Origin of the sequence: Streptosporangium nondiastaticum, from assembly GCF_003011965.1 — a bacterium.
In the GTDB taxonomy this organism is placed as follows: domain Bacteria; phylum Actinomycetota; class Actinomycetes; order Streptomycetales; family Streptomycetaceae; genus Streptomyces; species Streptomyces nondiastaticus.
The window spans coordinates 157,036-177,631 of the sequence record NZ_PXWG01000003.1 but is presented as its reverse complement, the minus strand read 5'-3'; the positions used below and the strand labels follow the sequence as shown (position 1 = coordinate 177,631).

Annotated in this window: 17 protein-coding genes and 1 pseudogene; all 18 read left to right on the top strand. The window is 72.3% G+C overall.

Annotated features, from left to right (window positions below):
* Positions 1-200: 200 nt before the first annotated feature.
* The 18 genes and pseudogenes from B7P34_RS03290 to B7P34_RS03210 all read left to right on the top strand — a co-directional run bounded on the left by B7P34_RS03290 (position 201) and on the right by B7P34_RS03210 (position 20,543).
* On the top strand, positions 201-1,901 hold the full coding sequence (locus tag B7P34_RS03290; protein ID WP_223267451.1) for a DUF5941 domain-containing protein: 1,701 nt from the start codon (positions 201-203) through the stop codon (positions 1,899-1,901).
* Positions 1,898-2,635, top strand: a complete 738-nt coding sequence (locus B7P34_RS03285; protein ID WP_106674225.1) for a sugar phosphate nucleotidyltransferase — start codon at positions 1,898-1,900, stop codon at positions 2,633-2,635. The genes B7P34_RS03290 and B7P34_RS03285 overlap by 4 nt, the downstream gene beginning before the upstream one ends.
* Complete coding sequence (locus B7P34_RS03280; RefSeq protein ID WP_106674224.1) at positions 2,623-3,684, top strand: iron-containing alcohol dehydrogenase family protein; 1,062 nt, start codon at positions 2,623-2,625, stop codon at positions 3,682-3,684. The genes B7P34_RS03285 and B7P34_RS03280 overlap by 13 nt, the downstream gene beginning before the upstream one ends.
* Positions 3,662-4,447 (top strand): CDP-alcohol phosphatidyltransferase family protein, encoded by a 786-nt coding sequence (locus tag B7P34_RS03275; protein WP_106674223.1) that lies wholly within the window; start codon positions 3,662-3,664, stop codon positions 4,445-4,447. The genes B7P34_RS03280 and B7P34_RS03275 overlap by 23 nt, the downstream gene beginning before the upstream one ends.
* A complete protein-coding gene (locus B7P34_RS03270; protein WP_106674222.1) occupies positions 4,444-5,349 on the top strand; it encodes a glycosyltransferase family 2 protein in 906 nt (301 codons plus the stop codon). The genes B7P34_RS03275 and B7P34_RS03270 overlap by 4 nt, the downstream gene beginning before the upstream one ends.
* A 78-nt stretch (positions 5,350-5,427) precedes the next feature.
* The gene (locus B7P34_RS03265; protein WP_106674221.1) at positions 5,428-6,372 is read left to right on the top strand and encodes an ABC transporter permease; all 945 of its coding nucleotides are present in this window, start codon (positions 5,428-5,430) and stop codon (positions 6,370-6,372) included.
* Positions 6,365-7,159 (top strand): ABC transporter ATP-binding protein, encoded by a 795-nt coding sequence (locus B7P34_RS03260; RefSeq protein ID WP_106674220.1) that lies wholly within the window; start codon positions 6,365-6,367, stop codon positions 7,157-7,159. Before B7P34_RS03265 ends, B7P34_RS03260 begins: the two co-directional genes overlap by 8 nt.
* A 432-nt stretch (positions 7,160-7,591) precedes the next feature.
* Positions 7,592-8,488, top strand: a complete 897-nt coding sequence (hpnC, locus tag B7P34_RS03255; protein WP_223267450.1) for a squalene synthase HpnC — start codon at positions 7,592-7,594, stop codon at positions 8,486-8,488.
* A gap of 8 nt (positions 8,489-8,496) precedes the next feature.
* On the top strand, positions 8,497-9,435 hold the full coding sequence (gene hpnD, locus B7P34_RS03250) for a presqualene diphosphate synthase HpnD (protein WP_223267449.1): 939 nt from the start codon (positions 8,497-8,499) through the stop codon (positions 9,433-9,435).
* Between the two features lie 82 nt (positions 9,436-9,517).
* A pseudogene (locus B7P34_RS39255) lies at positions 9,518-9,739 on the top strand (FAD-dependent oxidoreductase); the annotation flags it as partial.
* 86 nt (positions 9,740-9,825) lie between these two features.
* Positions 9,826-10,986, top strand: a complete 1,161-nt coding sequence (hpnE, locus tag B7P34_RS03245; protein WP_286157442.1) for a hydroxysqualene dehydroxylase HpnE — start codon at positions 9,826-9,828, stop codon at positions 10,984-10,986.
* 71 nt (positions 10,987-11,057) lie between these two features.
* Complete coding sequence (locus tag B7P34_RS03240) at positions 11,058-12,122, top strand: polyprenyl synthetase family protein (RefSeq protein ID WP_223267448.1); 1,065 nt, start codon at positions 11,058-11,060, stop codon at positions 12,120-12,122.
* A gap of 119 nt (positions 12,123-12,241) precedes the next feature.
* Positions 12,242-14,281, top strand: coding sequence for a squalene--hopene cyclase (shc, locus tag B7P34_RS03235; RefSeq protein WP_106674217.1), 2,040 nt, complete (start codon positions 12,242-12,244; stop codon positions 14,279-14,281).
* On the top strand, positions 14,281-14,931 hold the full coding sequence (locus B7P34_RS03230; protein WP_106674216.1) for a phosphorylase family protein: 651 nt from the start codon (positions 14,281-14,283) through the stop codon (positions 14,929-14,931). The genes shc and B7P34_RS03230 overlap by 1 nt, the downstream gene beginning before the upstream one ends.
* A 5-nt stretch (positions 14,932-14,936) precedes the next feature.
* Positions 14,937-15,959, top strand: coding sequence for an adenosyl-hopene transferase HpnH (gene hpnH, locus B7P34_RS03225; RefSeq protein ID WP_106674215.1), 1,023 nt, complete (start codon positions 14,937-14,939; stop codon positions 15,957-15,959).
* A 26-nt stretch (positions 15,960-15,985) separates the two neighbouring features.
* Positions 15,986-17,134, top strand: coding sequence for a flavodoxin-dependent (E)-4-hydroxy-3-methylbut-2-enyl-diphosphate synthase (ispG, locus tag B7P34_RS03220; RefSeq protein WP_106674250.1), 1,149 nt, complete (start codon positions 15,986-15,988; stop codon positions 17,132-17,134).
* A gap of 77 nt (positions 17,135-17,211) precedes the next feature.
* Entirely contained in the window at positions 17,212-19,137 is a 1,926-nt protein-coding gene (dxs, locus tag B7P34_RS03215; RefSeq protein ID WP_106674214.1) for a 1-deoxy-D-xylulose-5-phosphate synthase, read from the top strand.
* Positions 19,134-20,543 (top strand): aspartate aminotransferase family protein, encoded by a 1,410-nt coding sequence (locus tag B7P34_RS03210; protein ID WP_106674213.1) that lies wholly within the window; start codon positions 19,134-19,136, stop codon positions 20,541-20,543. Before dxs ends, B7P34_RS03210 begins: the two co-directional genes overlap by 4 nt.
* Positions 20,544-20,596: the final 53 nt, after the last annotated feature.

Genomic DNA, 20,596 nt, shown 5'->3' with positions numbered 1-20,596 from the left:
TGATCCGATAGCCTCTGCCGACGTGCCGGCCCCCGCCGGGGGCTTCCGGCGCGAACGCCGCCCGCCGCGTCCCGCGGCCCCGGAGCGGCCATGTCCGCCGCAAGGAGTGAGTTCGTCTGTCGACCGCCATCCTCACCGGTCCGCCGCCCGCCGGCTCCTCCCTGGAGGAGGACCTGCGGTCCCTCGGCTTCGACGTCCGCGTGGCGGCGGACGTCGCCGGGGCGCTGGCCGCCGTCCCGGCCACGGAGCGGGTCGCCGTGGTGGACCACCGCTTCGTGGGCCACGTGCACGCCCTGCGCCTCGCCCTGACCGACCCCCGCTTCCCGGCCGGCGCCACCGAGGGCGCGCTCACCGTCCAGCCGGACGCGCGCGCGTCCCTGACGCGCGCGCTGACCGGCCCGGACGACGGCGCGAGCCTGCCCGGTCTCCTCGCCGCCCGGCTCGAAGCCGACGGCGTCCCCGTGCACCGGCCCGACCTCGGCGTCCTCGTCGCGGCCGTGCCGGACGGCGGCGAGCTCCGCGCCAAGGCGCTCGCCGAGACCGAGGCCGTCGACGACGAGGCCGTACGGCTGCGCAGCGCCGTGAAGTCCCGCGACGGGTTCTTCACCACCTTCTGCATCAGCCCGTACTCGCGCTACCTCGCCCGCTGGTGCGCCCGCCGCGGCCTCACCCCCAACCAGGTCACCACCGCGTCCCTGCTGACCGCGCTGATCGCGGCCGGCTGCGCGGCGACCGGCACCCGGGGCGGCTTCGTCGCCGCCGGCGCGCTGCTGCTGTTCTCCTTCGTCCTCGACTGCACCGACGGCCAGCTCGCCCGCTACTCGCTGCAGTACTCCACGCTCGGCGCCTGGCTCGACGCGACCTTTGACCGCGCCAAGGAGTACGCCTTCTACGCGGGCCTGGCCCTCGGCGCCTCCCGCGGCGGCGGCCATGACGACGTGTGGGCGCTCGCGCTCGGCGCCATGGTCCTCATGACCTGCCGGCACGTCGTCGACTTCGCCTTCAACGAGGCCAACCACGACGCCACGGCCAACACGAGCCCGACCGCCGCGCTCTCCGGCCGCCTCGACAGCGTCGGCTGGACCGTCTGGGTCCGCCGCATGATCGTGCTGCCCATCGGCGAGCGCTGGGCGCTGATCGCGGTCCTCACCGCGCTCACCACGCCCCGCACCGTCTTCTACGTGCTGCTGATCGGCTGCGCCTTCGCCGCCTGCTACACCACCGCGGGCCGCGTCCTGCGCTCCCTGACCCGCAAGGCACGGCGCACCGACCGCGCCGCGCAGGCGCTGGCGGACCTCGCTGACTCCGGCCCGGTCGCCGAGGCCGCGGCCGGCAGCCTCGGCCGCACGGTGCCCGGCCGGGCCTACAGCGCCCCCTTCTGGGCCCTGCTCGCCGCCGCCTGCCTGCTCATCGGCCCGCTGCTCACCGGCAGCGGCGGCACCTGGCGCGCCGTCCTGCAGGCCGTGGTCTACGCGGTCTTCGCCGGCGTCGCCGTCGCCCAGCCCCTCAAGGGCCCCCTCGACTGGCTGGTCCCGCCGGTCTTCCGGGGCGCGGAGTACGGCATGATCCTGGGCCTGGCCGCCCAGTCCGGCGCCCCCGGGGCCCTCCCGGCGGCTTTCGGCCTGGTGGCCGCGGTCGCCTACCATCACTACGACACGGTGTACCGCATCCGCGGCGGCACCGGCGCGCCCCCGCACCGGCTGGTGCGGGCGATCGGCGGACACGAGGGTCGCGTCCTGGCGGTCACCATCGCGGCCGCCCTGTGGCACGGCCGAGGTTTCACCATCGCGCTGACGGTCCTCGCGGCCGCCATCGCCCTCGTGGTGCTCAGCGAGAGCATCCGCTTCTGGGTGTCCTCCGGGGCACCCGCAGTACACGACGAAACAGGAGAACCCGCATGATCGGCCTCGTGCTGGCCGCCGGCGCCGGACGGCGTCTGCGTCCCTACACCGACACCCTGCCGAAGGCCCTGGTGCCGGTGGACGGTGACACCACCATCCTCGACCTCACCCTGGCCAACTTCGCCGAGATCGGTCTGACCGAGGTCGCGATCATCGTGGGCTACCGCAAGGAGGCCGTGTACGCCCGCAAGGAGGCCCTGGAGGCCAAGTACGGCCTGAGCCTCACCCTGATCGACAACGACAAGGCCGAGGAGTGGAACAACGCCTACTCCCTGTGGTGCGGCCGCGACGCCCTCAAGGACGGCGTGATCCTCGCCAACGGTGACACCGTGCACCCGGTCTCCGTCGAGAAGACCCTGCTCGCCGCCCGCGGCAACGGCCAGAAGATCATCCTCGCCCTCGACACGGTGAAGCAGCTCGCCGACGAGGAGATGAAGGTCGTCGTGGACCCCGACAAGGGCGTCCAGAAGATCACCAAGCTGATGGACCCGTCCGAGGCCACCGGCGAGTACATCGGCGTCACCCTCATCGAGGGCGAGGCCGCCGCCGACCTGGCCGACGCCCTCAAGGTCACCTTCGAGCGCGACCCCGACCTCTACTACGAGGACGGCTACCAGGAGCTCGTCAACCGCGGCTTCAAGATCGACGTGGCGCCCATCGGCGATGTCCAGTGGGTCGAGATCGACAACCACGACGACCTCGCCAAGGGCCGGGGGATCGCGTGCCAGTACTGACGAGGCTCATCCCCTCGCCGGTCGTCGTCGACATCCGGGCCGGAGCGCTGGACGATCTGGCGAAGATCCTCGCCGATCAGCGGATCTCCAGCTCCGGCAAGCTGGCCGTCGCCATCAGCGGCGGCTCCGGGGCGGTGCTGCGCGAGCGGCTCGCCCCGGCGCTGCCCGGCGCCTCGTGGTACGAGGTGGGCGGCGGCACGCTGGACGACGCCATCAAGCTGGCCGACGCCATGAAGAAGGGGCACTACGACGCGGTCGTGGGCCTCGGCGGCGGCAAGATCATCGACTGCGCGAAGTTCGCCGCCGCGCGCATCGGCCTGCCGCTGGTCGCCGTGGCCACGAACCTCTCGCACGACGGGCTCTGCTCGCCGGTCGCGACCCTCGACAACGACGCGGGCCGCGGCTCGTACGGCGTGCCCAACCCGATCGCCGTCGTGATCGACCTCGACGTGATCCGTGAGGCCCCGGTCCGCTTCGTGCGCTCCGGCATCGGCGACGCGATCTCCAACATCTCCTCCGTCGCGGACTGGGAGCTCTCCCACCGCGAGACGGGCGAGGCCATCGACGGCCTGGCAGCCGCCATGGCCCGGCAGGCCGGCGAGGCCGTGCTGCGCCACCCCGGCGGCGTCGGCGACGACGGCTTCCTGCAGGTGCTGGCCGAGGGCCTGGTCCTCACCGGCATCGCCATGTCGGTGGCCGGCGACAGCCGCCCCGCCTCCGGCGCCTGCCACGAGATCAACCACGCCTTCGACCTGCTCTACCCCAAGCGCGCGGCGAGCCACGGCGAGCAGTGCGGCCTCGGCGCGGCCTTCGCGATGTACCTGCGCGGTGCCCGCGAGGAGTCCGCACTGATGGTCGAGGTGCTCCGCCGGCACGGCCTGCCCGTGCTGCCGCAGGAGATCGGCTTCAGCGCCGAGGAGTTCGTCGCGGCCGTGGAGTACGCGCCGCAGACCCGCCCCGGCCGCTACACGATCCTGGAGCACCTCGCGCTCTCCACCGACCAGATCAGGGACGCTTACGCCGACTATGCCAAAACCGTCACTAGCTGAACTCCGCCCGGTCGTCCACCCCGGCGGGCTCAAGGACCGGCGCAGCGGCGAGCACTGGGCCGGGCGCCTGTACATGCGCGAGATCTCCCTGCGCTGCACACGGGTCCTGCTGAACACCCGGCTCACGCCCAACCAGTACACCGGCCTGATGATCCTGGCCGGCATCGCCGCGGGCGCGGCCCTGCTGATCCCCGGCCTGACCGGGGCGATCCTCGGCGCGCTGCTCATCCAGCTGTACCTGCTGCTGGACTGCGTGGACGGCGAGCTCGCGCGCTGGCGCAAGGTCACCTCCACGACCGGCGTCTACCTGGACCGCGTGGGGCACTACCTCTCCGAGGCCGCGCTGCTCGTGGGCTTCGGCATCCGGGCGGCGGACGTCCTGCACAAGGACGGCGCGGCCACGCAGTGGCAGTGGGCCTTCCTGGGCACGCTGGCGGCGCTCGGCGCCATCCTGATCAAGGCGGAGACGGACCTGGTCGACGTGGCCCGCGCCCGCAGCGGCATGGCGGCCGCCGAGGACGCCGCGGCCACGCCCCGCTCCTCCGGCATGGCCCTGGCCCGCCGGGCCGCGGCCGCGCTCAAGTTCCACCGGCTGGTCGGCGGCGTCGAGGCGTCGCTGCTGATGCTGGTGGCGGGCATCGCGGACTTCGTCCACGGCGACCTGCTCTTCACGCGTGTCGCGGTGGTCCTCCTCGCCGCCGTCGCGGTGCTGCAGACTGTGCTGCACCTCGTGTCCATCCTCGCGTCGAGCAGGCTCCGATGAACGCTCCCTCCGCTTCCGCCGTCAAGGTCGGCGCGGTTGTCCTCACCATGGGCAACCGCCCCGCGGAGCTTCGCGCCCTGCTGGAGTCGGTCGCCAAGCAGGACGGCGACCCCATCGAGGTCGTCGTCGTCGGCAACGGCTCCCCGCTGCCGCCGATCGCCGTCCCCGGCCTGACCGTGCGCACCGTCGAGCTGTCGGAGAACGTCGGCATCCCGGCCGGGCGCAACGTGGGCATCGAGGCGTTCGGGCCCGCCGGGCGCGAGGCCGACATCCTGCTGTTCCTGGACGACGACGGCCTTCTGCCCGGCCAGGACACCGCCGAGCTGTGCCGGCAGGCGTTCGCCGCCGACCCGAAGCTCGGCATCATCAGCTTCCGGATCGCCGACCCGGACACGGGCGTCACCCAGCGCCGCCACGTGCCGCGGCTGCGCGCCTCCGACCCGATGCGCTCCTCGCGGGTGACCACCTTCCTGGGCGGCGCCAACGCGGTCCGCACCCGGGTCTTCGCCGAGGCCGGCCTGCTGCCGGACGAGTTCTTCTACGCGCACGAGGAGACCGACCTCGCCTGGCGGGCCCTCGACGCGGGCTGGATGATCGACTACCGCGCGGACATGGTGCTGCACCACCCGACGACGGCCCCGAGCCGGCACGCGGTCTACCACCGGATGGTCGCCCGCAACCGGGTCTGGCTCGCCCGGCGCAACCTGCCGGCCCCCCTGGTCCCGGTCTACCTCGGGGTGTGGCTGCTGCTGACCCTGGCCCGGCGGCCCTCCCTGCCCGCGCTGCGGGCGTGGTTCGGGGGCTTCAAGGAGGGCTGGACGACGCCCTGTGGTCCACGGCGCCCCATGAAGTGGCGTACCGTGTGGCGCCTGACCCGGCTGGGTCGGCCTCCCGTGATCTGACAAGCTCTTGTCTATGAGCACCGGGCGCGTGCCGGGGCGAGCCCCCGGCAGCGCACCTTGAGGACGAAAGTGTCAACTGTGAGCGAGACAACGCACGGCAGTGCGGTCGCCATGAGTGCCCCGCCATCACCGGACGACGGCCTGCCCGCCGCCGAGCTGGCCAGGAAGTACGGCCTCGCGGTGAGCGGGGCCCGCCCGAGCCTGCCGGAGTACGCCCGGCAGCTGTGGGCGCGGCGGCATTTCATCATCGCCTTCTCCCGCGCCAAGCTGACCGCCCAGTACAGCCAGGCGAAGCTGGGCCAGGTGTGGCAGGTGGCGACGCCGCTGCTGAACGCCACGGTGTACTTCCTGATCTTCGGCGTGCTGATGGGTCAGAGCAAGGGCATGGGCATCGCGACGTACATCCCGTTCCTGGTGACGGGCATCTTCGTCTTCACCTTCACCCAGAGCTCGGCCATGTCGGGCGTCCGGTCGATCGCCGGCAACCTGGGGCTGGTGCGGGCCCTGCACTTCCCCCGGGCGGCGCTGCCCATCTCCTTCGCGCTCCAGCAGCTCCAGCAACTGCTGTTCTCGATGCTGGTGCTCTTCCTCTTCCTGCTCGGGTTCGGGCACACCCCGCAGCTGTCCTGGCTGCTGATCGTCCCGACGCTGGTGCTGCAGTTCGTCTTCAACACCGGCCTGGCGATGATCCTGGCCCGCGCGGGCAGCAAGACCCCCGACCTGGCGCAGCTGCTGCCGTTCGTCCTGCGCACCTGGATGTACGCGTCCGGTGTGATGTACAACCTGGTCGAGGCGCTGGAGAAGCAGCACGCCCCGAAGTGGCTCATCGACGTGCTGAGCGCGAACCCGGCGGCCGTCTTCATCAATCTGATGCGATCCTCCCTGATCAGCGGCCACGCCGCGCACAAGCACATCGACCTGCCGCCGCACGTGTGGGCGCTGGCCGTCGGCTGGGCGCTGCTGATCGGCGTCGGCGGTTTCGTGTACTTCTGGAAGGCTGAGGAGCAGTACGGCCGTGGCTGAACAGAACCCGACCCCGGCGGCGGACGCCGCCCGCGTGCCCACCGTCATCGCGGACGACGTGCACATCGTCTACCGCGTCTACGGCGGCAACACCGGCCGCGGCAGCGCGACCGCCGCGCTCAACCGTCTCGTGCGGCGCCAGCCGAGCGCGGGCGTGCGCGAGGTGCACGCCGTGAAGGGCGTGAGCTTCACCGCCTACCGCGGCGAGGCGATCGGCCTGATCGGCTCGAACGGCTCCGGCAAGTCCACCCTGCTGAAGGCGATCGCCGGGCTGCTGCCCACCGAGCGCGGCAAGGTCTACACCGACGGCCAGCCCTCGCTGCTGGGCGTGAACGCGGCCATGATGAACGACCTCACGGGCGAGAAGAACGTGATGCTCGGCGGTCTGGCCATGGGCATGTCGCGCGAGCAGATCCGCGAGCGCTACCAGGGCATCGTCGACTTCTCGGGGATCAACGAGAAGGGCGACTTCATCACGCTGCCCATGCGGACCTACTCGTCCGGCATGGCGGCCCGGCTGCGGTTCTCCATCGCCGCGGCCAAGGACCACGACGTGCTGATGATCGACGAGGCGCTGGCCACCGGTGACCGCTCGTTCCAGAAGCGCTCCGAGGCCCGCATCCGCGAGCTGCGCAAGCAGGCGGGCACGGTCTTCCTCGTCAGCCACAACAACAGGTCGATCCGGGACACCTGCGACCGCGTGCTGTGGCTGGAGCACGGGCAGCTGCTCATGGACGGCCCGACCGAGGAAGTGGTCCGGGCGTACGAGAAGGAGACGGCCCGCTAGTCGCGGTCGTGACATGCGTCTCGCAGGGCCTCCGCCGGTCTGCTCCGGCGGGGGCCTTGACCGTTCCGTAACGATCAACTGGCTTATTGGCAGGGTTGATTCGCTGCCCGCGTGGCATTGTATGGATCAAGCACCTACCCGGTCGCGCATCGGACAGGTGTGCGGCGTACGCTGTACCGTGCCGAATTACGGCGAAGCGTGCGATACCGGTGTATCCGCGACTCCGGGGACGGGGTCGGACGCGGTGCGGCGGCGGGTGCCGAAGGGGGAGCAGGGGGCGCCGAAGGGGGTGTCCACCCCTGCGGCGTGTCCGAAATAGGATGTTCTGGGTCGGCAGTGTAGAACGGGAGATGTGACGGCAATGGCTGTATTGGCTGCGGGGCCTCTCCAGATCCGAGGCGTGCACGCCGTCCCCGGTCCGGGCAGCCCGCTGTGACGGCGGGGACGGACGCGCACGAGCGCGCCGTGCTCGACAAAGCCGCGCACGAGAACTTCCCCGTGGCCCCCTTCTTCGTGCCGCGCGCCTGGCGGGACGACCTGATGGCCGTCTACGGATACGCCCGCCTCGTCGACGACATCGGCGACGGCGACCTGGCCCCCGGCGGGCGGGACGCCGAGCTGCTGGGGCTCGACCCGGAGCAGAGTGACGACCGTCTCACGATGCTCGACGCCTTCGAGGCCGACCTGCTCCGCGTCTTCGGCGGCCCCACCGGCCCGCGCCACCCGCTGCTGTGCCGCCTGCGGCCCACCGTCCGCCGCTGCGGGCTGACCCCGGAGCCCTTCCTGGGGCTCATCGAGGCCAACCGCCAGGACCAGCGGGTCCGCCGCTACGGTACGTACGACGATCTGCTCGCCTACTGCGAGCTGTCCGCGAACCCCGTCGGCCGCCTCGTCCTGGGCATCACCGGCACCTCCAGCCCCGAGCGGATCCGCCGCTCGGACGCGGTCTGCACCGGGCTGCAGATCGTGGAACACCTGCAGGACGTCGCCGAGGACCTCGGCCGCGACCGCATCTACCTCCCGGCCGAGGACATGGCGCGCTTCCGCGTCACCGAGGCCGACCTCGCGCGCCCGGCCGGCGGCGCGTCGTTGCGCGCCCTGGTCGCGTACGAGGGGGAACGCGCCGGGGAACTGCTGAATGAAGGCACCCCCCTGGTGGGTAGCGTCCACGGCAGGTTGAAGCTGTTGCTCGCGGGGTTCGTGGGCGGGGGGAGGGCCGCGCTCCGCGCGGTCGCCGCCGCAGGACACGACGTACTGCCCGGACCGCCCAAGCCCACCAAGCTCAGCCTGCTGCGCGAGGTGGGAGCGACACTGCGAAGAGAGGGGTGAGCAAGGCCGTGAACGGAACCCCGGACGCGTCCGCACCGGTGCTCGCCGCGTACAGCTACTGCGAGGCGGTCACCGGCCAGCAGGCCGGCAACTTCAGCTACGGCATCAGGCTCCTGCCGACCGCCAAGCGGCGCGCCATGTCGGCGCTCTACGCCTTCTCGCGCCGCGTCGACGACATCGGCGACGGCCCGCTGGACGCCGACGCCAAGCACCGCCGCCTGGAGGAGACGCGCGAGCTGCTCTCCCGCATCCGCGAGGGCCGCATCGCCGAGGACGACACCGACCCGGTGGCCGTCGCGCTCAGCCATGCCGCGCGCCGCTTCCCCATCCCGCTCGGCGGGCTGGACGAACTCATCGACGGCGTTCAGATGGACGTGCGCGGCCAGTCGTACGAGACCTGGGACGACCTCGCGGTGTACTGCCGCTGCGTCGCGGGCGCCATCGGCCGCCTCTCCCTCGGCGTGTTCGGCACCGTGCCCGGCGCGCGGGACGCCGCGCGCGCCGCGGAGTACGCCGATACCCTCGGCCTGGCGCTGCAGCTCACCAACATCCTGCGCGACGTGCGCGAGGACGCCGCCAACGGCCGCACCTACCTGCCCTCCGACGACCTCGCGAAGTTCGGCTGCGCCGAGGGCTTCCACTCGGCCCGGCCCCCGGCCGGCGCCGACTTCACCGGCCTCGTCCACTTCGAGGTCCGGCGCGCCCGCGCCCTGTTCGCCGAGGGCACCCGGCTGCTGCCCATGCTCGACCGCCGCAGCGGCGCCTGCGTCGCCGCCATGGCCGGCATCTACCGCAGGCTCCTCGACCGGATCGCCGAGGACCCCGAGGCGGTCCTGCGCGGCCGGGTCTCGCTGCCCGGCCGCGAGAAGGTCTACGTCGCCGTGCGCGGCCTGTCCGGCCTCGACGCCCGCAGCGTCCACCGGCGGACCGCCGGGGGGCGCGCTTGATCTCCCTGTTCCAGGCCGCCGACCGGCGCGCAACCCTCCGCCCTGCGGACACGTCCCTGACAGCAGCCGAAGGGGTGGGCACATGACAGCCACGACAACCGGACCGGGCCACGGCCACGCGGACGGGGACGGCGCCGCGCCCGCCCGCGCGGTGGTCGTCGGCGGCGGCCTCGCCGGCATCACGGCCGCGCTGGAGCTCGCCGACGCCGGCGTGCGCGTCACCCTCCTGGAGGGCCGGCCCCGCCTCGGCGGCCTCGCCTTCTCCTTCCGCCGCGGCGACCTCACCATCGACAACGGCCAGCACGTCTACCTGCGCTGCTGCACCGCCTACAGCTCCTTCCTGAAGCGGCTCGACGCCCTGCACCTCGCCCCCTGCAGGACCGCCTCGACGTGCCCGTCCTCGACGTCGGCCACCCCTCCGGCAAGCCCCGCCTGGGCCGGCTGCGCCGCGCTGCCTCCCCTTTGCTCCCCGTCCCACTGCACCTGGCCAAGAGCCTCGCCACGTACCCGCACCTCTCGCTCGCCGAGCGCGCCGCGGTCGGCCGGGCCGCACTGGCCCTGCGCGGCCTCGACCCGCAGGACCCCGCGCTCGACGGCACGGACTTCGGCGGCTGGCTGCGCCGCAAGGGCCAGTCCGCCCGCTCGGTCGAGGCCCTGTGGGACCTGATCGGCGTGGCCACCCTCAACGCCACCGCCGGCGAGTCCTCGCTCGGCCTCGCCGCCATGGTCTTCAAGACCGCGCTGCTCACCGACCCGGGCGCCGCCGACATCGGCTGGGCCCACGTCCCCCTCGGCGAGCTGCACGACACGCGCGCCCGCGCCGCCCTCAAGGCGGCCGGCGTGCGCACCCTGCTGCGCACCCGCGCCACCGGCATCGCCCGCGCCGCGGACGGCACCTGGCAGGTCGGCGCCGAGACCGGCCCCGGCACCGCCGAGCAGCTCACGGCCGAGACGGTCGTGCTCGCCGTGCCGCAGCGCGAGACCCACGCCCTGCTGCCCGACGGCGCCCTCGACGAGCCCGGCCGCCTGCTGGAGATCGGCACCGCCCCGATCCTCAACCTGCACGTCGTCTACGACCGCAAGGTCCTCCGGCAGCCGTTCTTCGCCGCGCTGGGCTCGCCCGTGCAGTGGGTCTTCGACCGCACCGAGTCGTCCGGGCTCGCCGCGAAGGGGGAACACTGGGAAGGCTGCCAGTACCTCGCGGTCTCCCAGTCCGCCGCGCAGGACGACATCGAGCGGCCCGTCGCCGAGCTGCGCGCCCGCTATCTTCCCGAGCTGGAACGGCTGTTGCCCGCCGCACGCGGCGCCGGCGTACGGGACTTCTTCGTGACCCGGGAGCGGACAGCGACGTTCGCCCCCACCCCGGGCGTCGGCAGGCACAGGCCGGCCGCCCGCACGAACACGCCCGGCCTGTACCTGGCCGGCGCGTGGACCGCCACCGGCTGGCCCGCGACCATGGAGGGCGCGGTGCGCAGCGGTGTCCACGCCGCCGGCGCGGCACTCTCCGAGCTCGGCCGACCGCACGTGAGCCCCCTGCGGGAGGCGGTATGACCGAGGCGAGCCATGAAGCGTCGCGTGCCCGGACCGGGCCGCGCACGAGCACGACCACCAGAGGAGAGACCGTGACTTCGGCGATCCCAGCTGTCGACACCGCGGGCGTCAATGCCATGCTGGAGCGGGGACGGACGCTTGCCACGCCGGTGCTGCGTGCCGCCGTGGAACGGCTCGCGCCGCCCATGGACACCGTCGCCGCCTACCACTTCGGCTGGATCGACGCCGAGGGCCGGCCGGCGCACGGCGACAGCGGCAAGGCCGTCCGGCCCGCGCTCGCCCTGCTCTCGGCCGAGGCCGCCGGCCGCGCCCCCGAGGTGGGCATCCCCGGCGCCGTGGCCGTCGAGCTCGTGCACAACTTCTCGCTCCTGCACGACGACCTGATGGACGGCGACGAGCAGCGCCGCCACCGCGACACCGTGTGGAAGGTGTACGGGCCCGAGCAGGCCATCCTCGTCGGCGACGCCCTCTTCGCGCTCGCCAACGAGATCCTGCTGGAGCTCGGCACCGTCGAGGCCGGCCGCGCCACCCGGCGGCTGACCACGGCCACCCGCAAGCTGATCGACGGCCAGGCCCAGGACATCTCCTACGAGCACCGCGAGCGGGTCACCGTCGAGGAGTGCCTGGAGATGGAGGGCAACAAGACAGGCGCCCTGCTCGCCTGCGCCGTCTCCATCGGCGCGGTCCTCGGCGGCGCCGACGACCGCACGGCCGACATCCTGGAGGCCTACGGCTACCACCTCGGCCTCGCCTTCCAGGCGGTGGACGACCTGCTCGGCATCTGGGGCGACCCGGAGGCCACCGGCAAGCAGACCTGGAGCGACCTGCGCCAGCGCAAGAAGTCGCTGCCCGTGGTCGCGGCCCTCGCCGCGGGCGGGGAGGCCTCCGAGCGGCTCGCGGAGATCCTCGCGGCCGACGCCAAGCTCAGCGACGCCCAGCTCGCCGACTTCGACGAGGAAGAATTCGCCAGCCGCGCGGCGTTGATCGAAGAGGCGGGCGGCCGGGAGTGGACCTCCCAGGAGGCCCGCCGCCAGCACGCGACCGCGATCGAAGCCCTCGACCGAGTTGACATGCCCGCAGAAGTCCGAGCCCAACTGGTGGCGCTCGCCGACTTCGTCGTCGTACGAAAGAGATGATGGCCATTCACCCGATCTAAAAGGATCGCGGTCGCCGGCCGGCGCCAGTGCTCGAGGCGCCGGCCGACGGAGCCCCCAGGAAGGCAGAGAAGGAAGCTCACTGCAAAAAAGGGGAAACCATGACAGCGACGACCGACGGAAGCACCGGGGCCCTGCCGCCCCGCGCTGCCGCGGCCACCGACAGCACCACCGCACAGAGCAGCACAGCACCCCGGAGCACCACAGCACGGCCCCCGCTCGCGGAGGGCGAGGCGCCCGGCGCCCTCGCCGCCGCCGAGCGGGCCACGGCCCGCGCGGCCGAACACCTTCTCTCCCTCCAGGACGAGCAGGGCTGGTGGAAGGGCGACCTGGAGACCAACGTCACCATGGACGCCGAAGACCTGCTGCTCCGTCAGTTCCTGGGCGTGCAGGACGAGGAGACCACCCGCGCCGCCGCCCTGTACATCCGCTCCGAGCAGCGCCCGGACGGCACCTGGGCCACCTTCCTGGGCGGGCCCGGCGAGCTCTCCACGACCATCGAGGCCTACGTCGCCCTGCGGCTCGCCGGTGACGCCCCCGACGCCCCGCACATGGCCGCCGCCTCGGCGTGGATCCGCGAGCAGGGCGGCATCGCCGCCTCCCGGGTCTTCACCCGCATCTGGCTCGCCCTCTTCGGCTGGTGGAAGTGGGAGGACCTCCCCGAGCTGCCCCCCGAGATCATGTTCCTGCCGAAGTGGTTCCCCCTGAACCTCTACGACTTCGGCCAGTGGGCCCGGCAGACCATCGTGCCGCTCACCGTGGTCTCCGCGAAGCGCCCCGTGCGCCCCGCGCCGTTCCCGCTCGACGAGCTGCACACCGACCCGGCCCGGCCGAACCCGCCGCGCCCGCTCGCCCCCGCCGCCAGCTGGGACGGCGCCTTCCAGCGCCTCGATGCGGCCCTGCACCACTACCGCCGGTTCCCGCTGCGCCGCCTGCGCCGCCTCGCGCTGCAGCAGGCCGCCCGCTGGATCATCGAGCGCCAGGAGAACGACGGCTGCTGGGGCGGCATCCAGCCCCCCGCCGTCTACTCGATCATCGCCCTCCACCTCCTCGGCTACGACCTGGACCACCCCGTGCTGCGCGAGGGCCTGAATTCGCTGGACCGTTTCGCCGTCCGGCGCGAGGACGGCAGCCGCATGATCGAGGCGTGCCAGTCCCCGGTGTGGGACACCTGCCTGGCGACCATCGCCCTCGCGGACGCCGGCGTGGCGCCCGACCACCCGGCGCTCGTCAAGGCCGCCGACTGGATGCTGGACGAGCAGATCGACCGCACCGGCGACTGGGCGGTGCGCCGCCCCGGGCTGACCCCGGGCGGCTGGGCCTTCGAGTTCCACAACGACACCTACCCCGACATCGACGACACGGCCGAGGTCGTGCTGGCCCTCAAGCGGGTCCGCCACCCCGACCCGGCGCGCGTCGAGACGGCCGTGCGGCGGGCCGCACGCTGGAACCTGGGCATGCAGTCGAAGAACGGCGCCTGGGGCGCCTTCGACGCCGACAACACCAGCACGCTGCCCAACCGGCTGCCGTTCTGCGACTTCGGCGAGGTCGTCGACCCGCCGTCCGCCGACGTCACCGCGCACGTCGTGGAGATGCTCGCCTTCCTCGGCGAGCGGCACGACCCGCGCACCCGGCGCGGCGTCGAGTGGCTGCTGGCGGAGCAGGAGGAGAGCGGCGCCTGGTTCGGCCGCTGGGGCGTCAACTACGTCTACGGCACGGGCTCGGTGCTCCCCGCCCTCGTCGCGGCCGGCATCCCCGCCTCGCACCCGGCGATCCGCCGGGCCGTGCGCTGGCTGGAGGCCGTGCAGAACGACGACGGCGGCTGGGGCGAGGACCTGCGCTCGTACCGCGACGCCGAGTGGATCGGCCGCGGCACCTCCACCGCCTCCCAGACGGCGTGGGCGCTGATGGCCCTGCTCGCCGCCGGCGAGCGGGAGGGCAAGGCCGTGGAGCGGGGCGTGGCCTGGCTGGTGGACACCCAGCGCCCGGACGGCTCCTGGGACGAACCGCACTTCACCGGTACGGGCTTCCCCTGGGACTTCTCCATCAACTACCACCTCTACCGCCAGGTCTTCCCCCTCACGGCCCTGGGCCGCTACGTGCACGGGGAGCTGTTCACCCCCGACCGCCTGGAGGCGTGATGACGTACGGCACGGGCAGCTCCGGCCCCGCACCGCTGCTGGTCGCCTGCGCGCTCGGCATCGAGCGCCTCGCACTGCGCGGGGGCGGCCCCGGCGAGGCGGCCGGGCCCGTGACCGTCCTGCGCACCGGCATGGGCCCGCTGGCCGCGGACCACGCCGTCACCCGTGCCCTGCACGACCCGGCGATGCGCGAGGCGGCGGTCGTCGCCACGGGCTTCTGCGCCGGCCTGGCCCCGGGGATGCACCCCGGGGACCTGGTCGTCGCCGACGAGACCCGGGACGGCACGGGCCGCACCGAGTGCTCGGGCGTCGAGCTGCTCGCCAAGGAGCTCGCCCGCGCCGTGCCCCGGCGCGTGATCCACACCGGCCCGCTCGTCGGCTCCGACCACGTCGTGCGCGGCGCGGAGCGGGCCGCCCTGCACGCCGCGGGGGCGCTCGCGGTGGACATGGAGTCCGCGGCCACGCTCCGGAGCGCCGTCCGCGCGGGCCCGCGCCCGGTTGCGGCCGTCCGGGTGGTCGTGGACGCTCCAGAACATGAACTCGTCCGAATCGGGACGTTGCGCGGTGGAATATCGGCTTTCCGGGTCCTGCGCACCGTCCTCCCGGCTTTTATCGAATGGCACCGTTCTTTACTGCTCCCCAGGAGGTGAGCCAGATGGCCATGCCACTCCGCCAGTCCATCCGGGTGGGAACGTATCTCTTTGAACAGAAGCTCAGGAAGCGCGAGAAGTTCCCGCTGATCGTCGAGTTGGAACCGCTTTTCGCCTGCAACCTCAAGTGCGAGGGCTGCGGGAAGATCCAGCATCCGGCCGGAGTGCTCAAGCAGCGCATGCCGGTGGCCCAGGCCGTCGGCGCCGTGCTGGAGTCCGGCGCGCCGATGGTCTCCATCGCGGGCGGCGAGCCCCTGATGCACCCGCAGATCGACGAGATCGTGCGGCAGCTGGTGGCCAAGCGGAAGTATGTCTTCCTCTGCACCAACGCGATGCTCCTGCGCAAGAAGATGGACAAGTTCACGCCGTCCCCCTATTTCGCGTTCGCGGTGCACATCGACGGGCTGCGCGAGCGGCACGACGAGTCCGTTGCGAAGGAGGGCGTCTTCGACGAGGCGGTGGCGGCGATCAAGGAGGCCAAGCGGCGCGGCTTCCGGGTCACCACCAACTCCACCTTCTTCAACACCGACACCCCGCAGACCATCGTCGAGGTGCTCAACTTCCTCAACGACGACCTGCAGGTCGACGAGATGATGATCTCACCCGCCTATGCCTACGAGAAGGCCCCCGACCAGGACCACTTCCTGGGCGTCGAACAGACCCGGGAGCTGTTCAAGAAAGCATTCTCCGGGGGGAACCGGGCCCGCTGGCGGCTCAACCACAGCCCGCTCTTCCTGGACTTCCTGGAGGGCAAGGTCGACTTCCCCTGCACCGCCTGGGCGATCCCCAACTACTCCCTCTTCGGGTGGCAGCGCCCCTGCTACCTGATGAGCGACGGCTACGTCCCCACGTACCGGCAGCTGATCGAGGAGACCGACTGGGACAAGTACGGGCGCGGCAAGGACCCGCGCTGCGACAACTGCATGGCCCACTGCGGATACGAGCCGACGGCGGTCCTCGCCACCATGGGGTCGCTGAAGGAGTCGATCCGCGCGGCCCGCGAGAGCGTCGCCGGGAACCGGAGCTGACGGCCGTGGCCACCTCCGCGGGACCGGTGTCCCTCGGGCTCCCCGGTGTGCCGGCCCGTCCCCTCGCGGTGCGCCGCCCCTCGCGGCGCATCCAGGTCGGGCCGGTCGCCGTGGGCGGCGACGCACCGGTCTCGGTGCAGTCGATGACCACGACCAGGACGTCGGACATCGGTGCGACGCTCCAGCAGATCGCTGAGCTGACGGCGTCCGGCTGTCAGATCGTGCGTGTGGCCTGCCCCACGCAGGATGATGCGGATGCGCTGCCGGTGATCGCGAAGAAGTCGCAGATCCCGGTGATCGCGGACATCCACTTCCAGCCGAAGTACGTCTTCGCCGCCATCGATGCCGGGTGTGCGGCGGTTCGGGTGAACCCGGGCAACATCAAGCAGTTCGACGACAAGGTCAAGGAGATCGCGAAGGCGGCCTCGGATGCGGGCACTCCCATCCGGATCGGTGTGAACGCGGGGTCGCTGGACCGGCGTCTGCTGCAGAAGTACGGGAAGGCGACGCCTGAGGCGCTGGTGGAGTCGGCGCTGTGGGAGGCCTCGCTCTTCGAGGAGCACGGTTTCCGGAACATCAAGATCTCGGTCAAGCACAACGACCCGGTGGTGATGGTCAACGCTTACCGTCAGCTGGCGGCGCAGTGCGACTACCCGCTGCACCTGGGTGTGACCGAGGCGGGTCCCGCGTTCCAGGGCACGATCAAGTCGGCGGTGGCGTTCGGTGCGCTGCTGTCGGAGGGCATCGGTGACACGATCCGGGTCTCGCTGTCGGCGCCGCCGGCGGAGGAGATCAAGGTCGGCATGCAGATCCTGGAGTCGCTGGGGCTGCGCCAGCGCCGGCTGGAGATCGTCTCGTGTCCGTCGTGCGGCCGTGCGCAGGTGGACGTGTACAAGCTCGCCGACCAGGTCAGCGCCGGCCTGGAGGGCATGGAGGTGCCGCTGCGCGTCGCGGTGATGGGCTGTGTGGTGAACGGTCCGGGCGAGGCGCGTGAGGCCGATCTGGGGGTGGCCTCGGGCAATGGCAAGGGGCAGATCTTCGTCAAGGGTGAGGTCATCAAGACCGTGCCCGAGTCGAAGATCGTGGAGACCCTCATCGAGGAAGCAATGAAGATCGCCGAAGTCATGGCGGCCGACGGCGCCCCCGGCGGGGCACCGCACGTCACCGTCGCCTGAACCGGCGACCCGCCACCGTAGGAAGAGCGACCGAGCGGCCGCCCCGGCCCAGGCCGCAAGACGAGGAGGGGGCCCGCGTGTCGTTGCTCGAGAACATCCGCAGTCCGCGCGACCTGAAGACCCTGGACGCCGAGGAGCTGACCGAACTGGCGGAGGAGATCCGCCACTTCCTCATCCACGCCGTCGCCCGCACCGGCGGCCACCTCGGCCCCAACCTCGGCGTGGTGGAGCTCACCATCGCCCTGCACCGCTCCTTCGACTCCCCGGCCGACCGCATCCTGTGGGACACCGGCCACCAGTCGTACGTCCACAAACTGCTCACCGGCCGCCAGGACTTCTCCAAGCTGCGCGGCAAGGGCGGCCTGTCCGGCTACCCCTCGCGCGAGGAGTCCGAGCACGACGTCATCGAGAACAGCCACGCCTCCACCGTCCTCGGCTGGGCCGACGGCCTCGCCAAGGCCAACCAGGTCCTCGGCCGCTGGAACCGCCACGTCGTCGCCGTCATCGGCGACGGGGCCCTGACCGGCGGCATGGCCTGGGAGGCGCTCAACAACATAGCCGCCGCCAAGGACCGGCAGCTGATCATCGTCGTCAACGACAACGAGCGCTCCTACGCCCCCACCATCGGCGGCCTCGCCGACCACCTCGCCACGCTCCGCACGACCGACGGCTACGAACGCTTCCTGTCCTGGGGCAAGGACGCGATCCAGGGCCTGCCCGCCATCGGCAAGCCGCTCTACGAGTCCCTGCACGGCGCGAAGAAGGGATTCAAGGACGCGTTCGCCCCGCAGGGCATGTTCGAGGACCTGGGCCTGAAGTACCTCGGCCCCATAGACGGGCACGACGTCGCCGCCGTCGAGTCCGCGCTGCGCCGGGCCAAGCGCTTCCACGGCCCCGTCCTCGTCCACTGCCGCACGGAGAAGGGGCGCGGCTACCAGCCCGCCCTGGAGGACGACGCGGACCGCTTCCACACCGTCGGCGTGATCGACCCGCTCACGTCCCGGCCGCTGGCCCCCTCGGCCGGCCGGTCCTGGACGTCGGTGTTCGGCGACGAGATGCTGCGGATCGGCAAGGAGCGGCCGGACGTGGTCGCGATCACCGCCGCGATGCTGCACCCCGTGGGCCTGACCCGGTTCGCGGAGGCCTTCCCCGACCGGGTCTGGGACGTGGGCATCGCCGAGCAGCACGGCGCCACCTCCGCGGCGGGGCTCGCCACCGGCGGCCTGCACCCGGTCTTCGCCGTGTACGCGACGTTCCTCAACCGCGCCTTCGACCAGGTGCTGATGGACGTCGCCCTGCACAAGTGCGGCGTGACGTTCGTCCTCGACCGGGCCGGCGTCACCGGCACCGACGGGCCCAGCCACAACGGCATGTGGGACATGTCGGTCCTGCAGGTCGTGCCCGGCCTGCGGATCGCCGCCCCGCGCGACGCCGACCAGCTGCGCGCCCAGCTCCGCGAGGCCGTGGACGTCGACGACGCGCCCACCGTGATCCGCTTCCCGAAGGAGAACGTCGGCGAGCCCGTCCCGGCACTCGCCCGCGAGGGCGGCACGGACGTCATCGGCCTGCCCGCGGACGGTGCGGAGCCGCAGGTCCTGCTCGTCTCCGTCGGCACCATGGCCGGCGTGTGCCTGGAGGCCGCCGCGCTCCTCGCCGACCGCGGCGTGCCGTGCACCGTCGTCGACCCCCGCTGGGTCAAGCCCGTCGACCCCGCGCTCGTGCCGCTCGCGGACCGGCACCGGCTCGTCGCGGTCGTCGAGGACAACAGCCGCACGGGCGGCGTCGGCTGGGCCGTCGGACAGGCGCTGCGCGACGCCGACGTCGACGTGCCGCTGCGCACCTTCGGCATCCCCGAGCAGTTCCTGCCGCACGCCAAGCGCAGTGAGGTCCTGGCGGACCTCGGACTCACGCCGGCCGAGATCGCCGGCCGGATCAGCGCGGCGCTGGCCCGTATCGAAGCCGCGGGCGCTCCCGTGGTCAGCAAGGAGAACGACGACGCATGACAGCCGACACGACGGGCATCAAGGGCAAGGGCTTCGACCTGACCCGGCTCCTCGCGGAGCGCGGCGCCGAGCGGTACGACCTGCACGCCCGGCACCTCAACCACCAGCTGCCGCGCATGCTGCACACCATCGGCTTCGACAAGGTCTACGAGCGGGCCGAGGGCGCCTACTTCTGGGACGCCGACGGGCAGGACTACCTCGACATGCTCGCGGGTTTCGGGGTGATGGGCGTGGGCCGCCACCACCCCGTCGTCCGCAAGGCGCTGCACGACGTCCTCGACGCCTCCCTCGCCGATCTCACCCGCTTCGACTGCCAGCCGCTGCCCGGCCTGCTGGCCGAGAAGCTGCTGTCGTACGCGCCCCACCTGGACCGGGTGTTCTTCGGCAACAGCGGCACCGAGGCGGTGGAGACGGCCCTGAAGTTCGCGCGGTACGCGACGGGCAGGCCGCGGGTCCTTTACTGCAACCACGCCTTCCACGGCCTGACCACCGGCTCCCTCTCCGTCAACGGCGAGGACGGCTTCCGCGACGGCTTCGCGCCGCTGCTGCCCGACACGGCGGTCCCGCTCGGCGACCTCGCGGCGCTGGAGCGGGAGCTGGCCCGCGGCGACGTCGCTGCCTTCGTCGTCGAGCCCATCCAGGGCAAGGGCGTCCACGAGGCGCCGCCCGGCTTCCTGCGCGCCGCCCAGGAGCTGCTGCACCGGCACAAGGCGCTGCTCATCGCGGACGAGGTGCAGACCGGCGTCGGGCGCACCGGCGACTTCTTCGCCTACCAGCACGAGGCGGGCGTCGAGCCGGACCTGGTGTGCGTGGCCAAGGCGCTCTCGGGCGGCTACGTGCCCGTCGGCGCCACCCTCGGCAAGGACTGGATCTTCAAGAAGGTCTTCTCCTCCATGGACCGGGTCCTCGTGCACTCCGCGAGCTTCGGCTCCAACGCGCAGGCGATGGCGGCCGGGCTCGCGGTGCTCTCGGTCCTGGAGGACGAGCAGGTCGTCGCGAACGCCCGGCGCACGGGCGACCTGCTGCGCACCCGGCTCGCGGCGCTCACCGGCAAGTACGAGCTGCTGCACGACGTCCGCGGCCGGGGCCTGATGATCGGCATCGAGTTCGGCAAGCCGTCCTCGCTGGGGCTGCGCAGCCGCTGGGCGATGCTCCAGGCGGCCCGCAAGGGACTGTTCGCGCAGATGGTCGTGGTGCCGCTGCTGCAGAAGCACCGCATCCTCACCCAGGTCTCCGGCGACCACCTGGAGGTGATCAAGCTGATCCCGCCGCTGATCATCGGGGAGCGCGAGGTGGACCGCTTCGTGGACGCCTTCACCGCGGTGATGGACGACGCCCACGGCGGAGGCGGGCTGCTCTGGGACTTCGGGCGGACGCTGGTGAAGCAGGCGGTGGCCAATCGCTGAGCCGGGCAAAAAATCAGCCTGTCCGGCGTTTGAGGACCGGGGTCCGGGGCGGA

Bases quoted from the DNA above. Each gene is read 5' to 3' on its own strand.
- B7P34_RS03270 (WP_106674222.1), top strand. From the start codon at position 4,444: ATGAACGCTCCCTCCGCTTCCGCCGTCAAGGTCGGCGCGGTTGTCCTC.
- shc (WP_106674217.1), top strand. From the start codon at position 12,242: ATGACAGCGACGACCGACGGAAGCACCGGGGCCCTGCCGCCCCGCGCT.
- B7P34_RS03210 (WP_106674213.1), top strand. From the start codon at position 19,134: ATGACAGCCGACACGACGGGCATCAAGGGCAAGGGCTTCGACCTGACC.
- B7P34_RS03285 (WP_106674225.1), top strand. From the start codon at position 1,898: ATGATCGGCCTCGTGCTGGCCGCCGGCGCCGGACGGCGTCTGCGTCCC.
- hpnH (WP_106674215.1), top strand. From the start codon at position 14,937: ATGGCCATGCCACTCCGCCAGTCCATCCGGGTGGGAACGTATCTCTTT.
- B7P34_RS03230 (WP_106674216.1), top strand. From the start codon at position 14,281: ATGACGTACGGCACGGGCAGCTCCGGCCCCGCACCGCTGCTGGTCGCC.
- B7P34_RS03275 (WP_106674223.1), top strand. From the start codon at position 3,662: ATGCCAAAACCGTCACTAGCTGAACTCCGCCCGGTCGTCCACCCCGGC.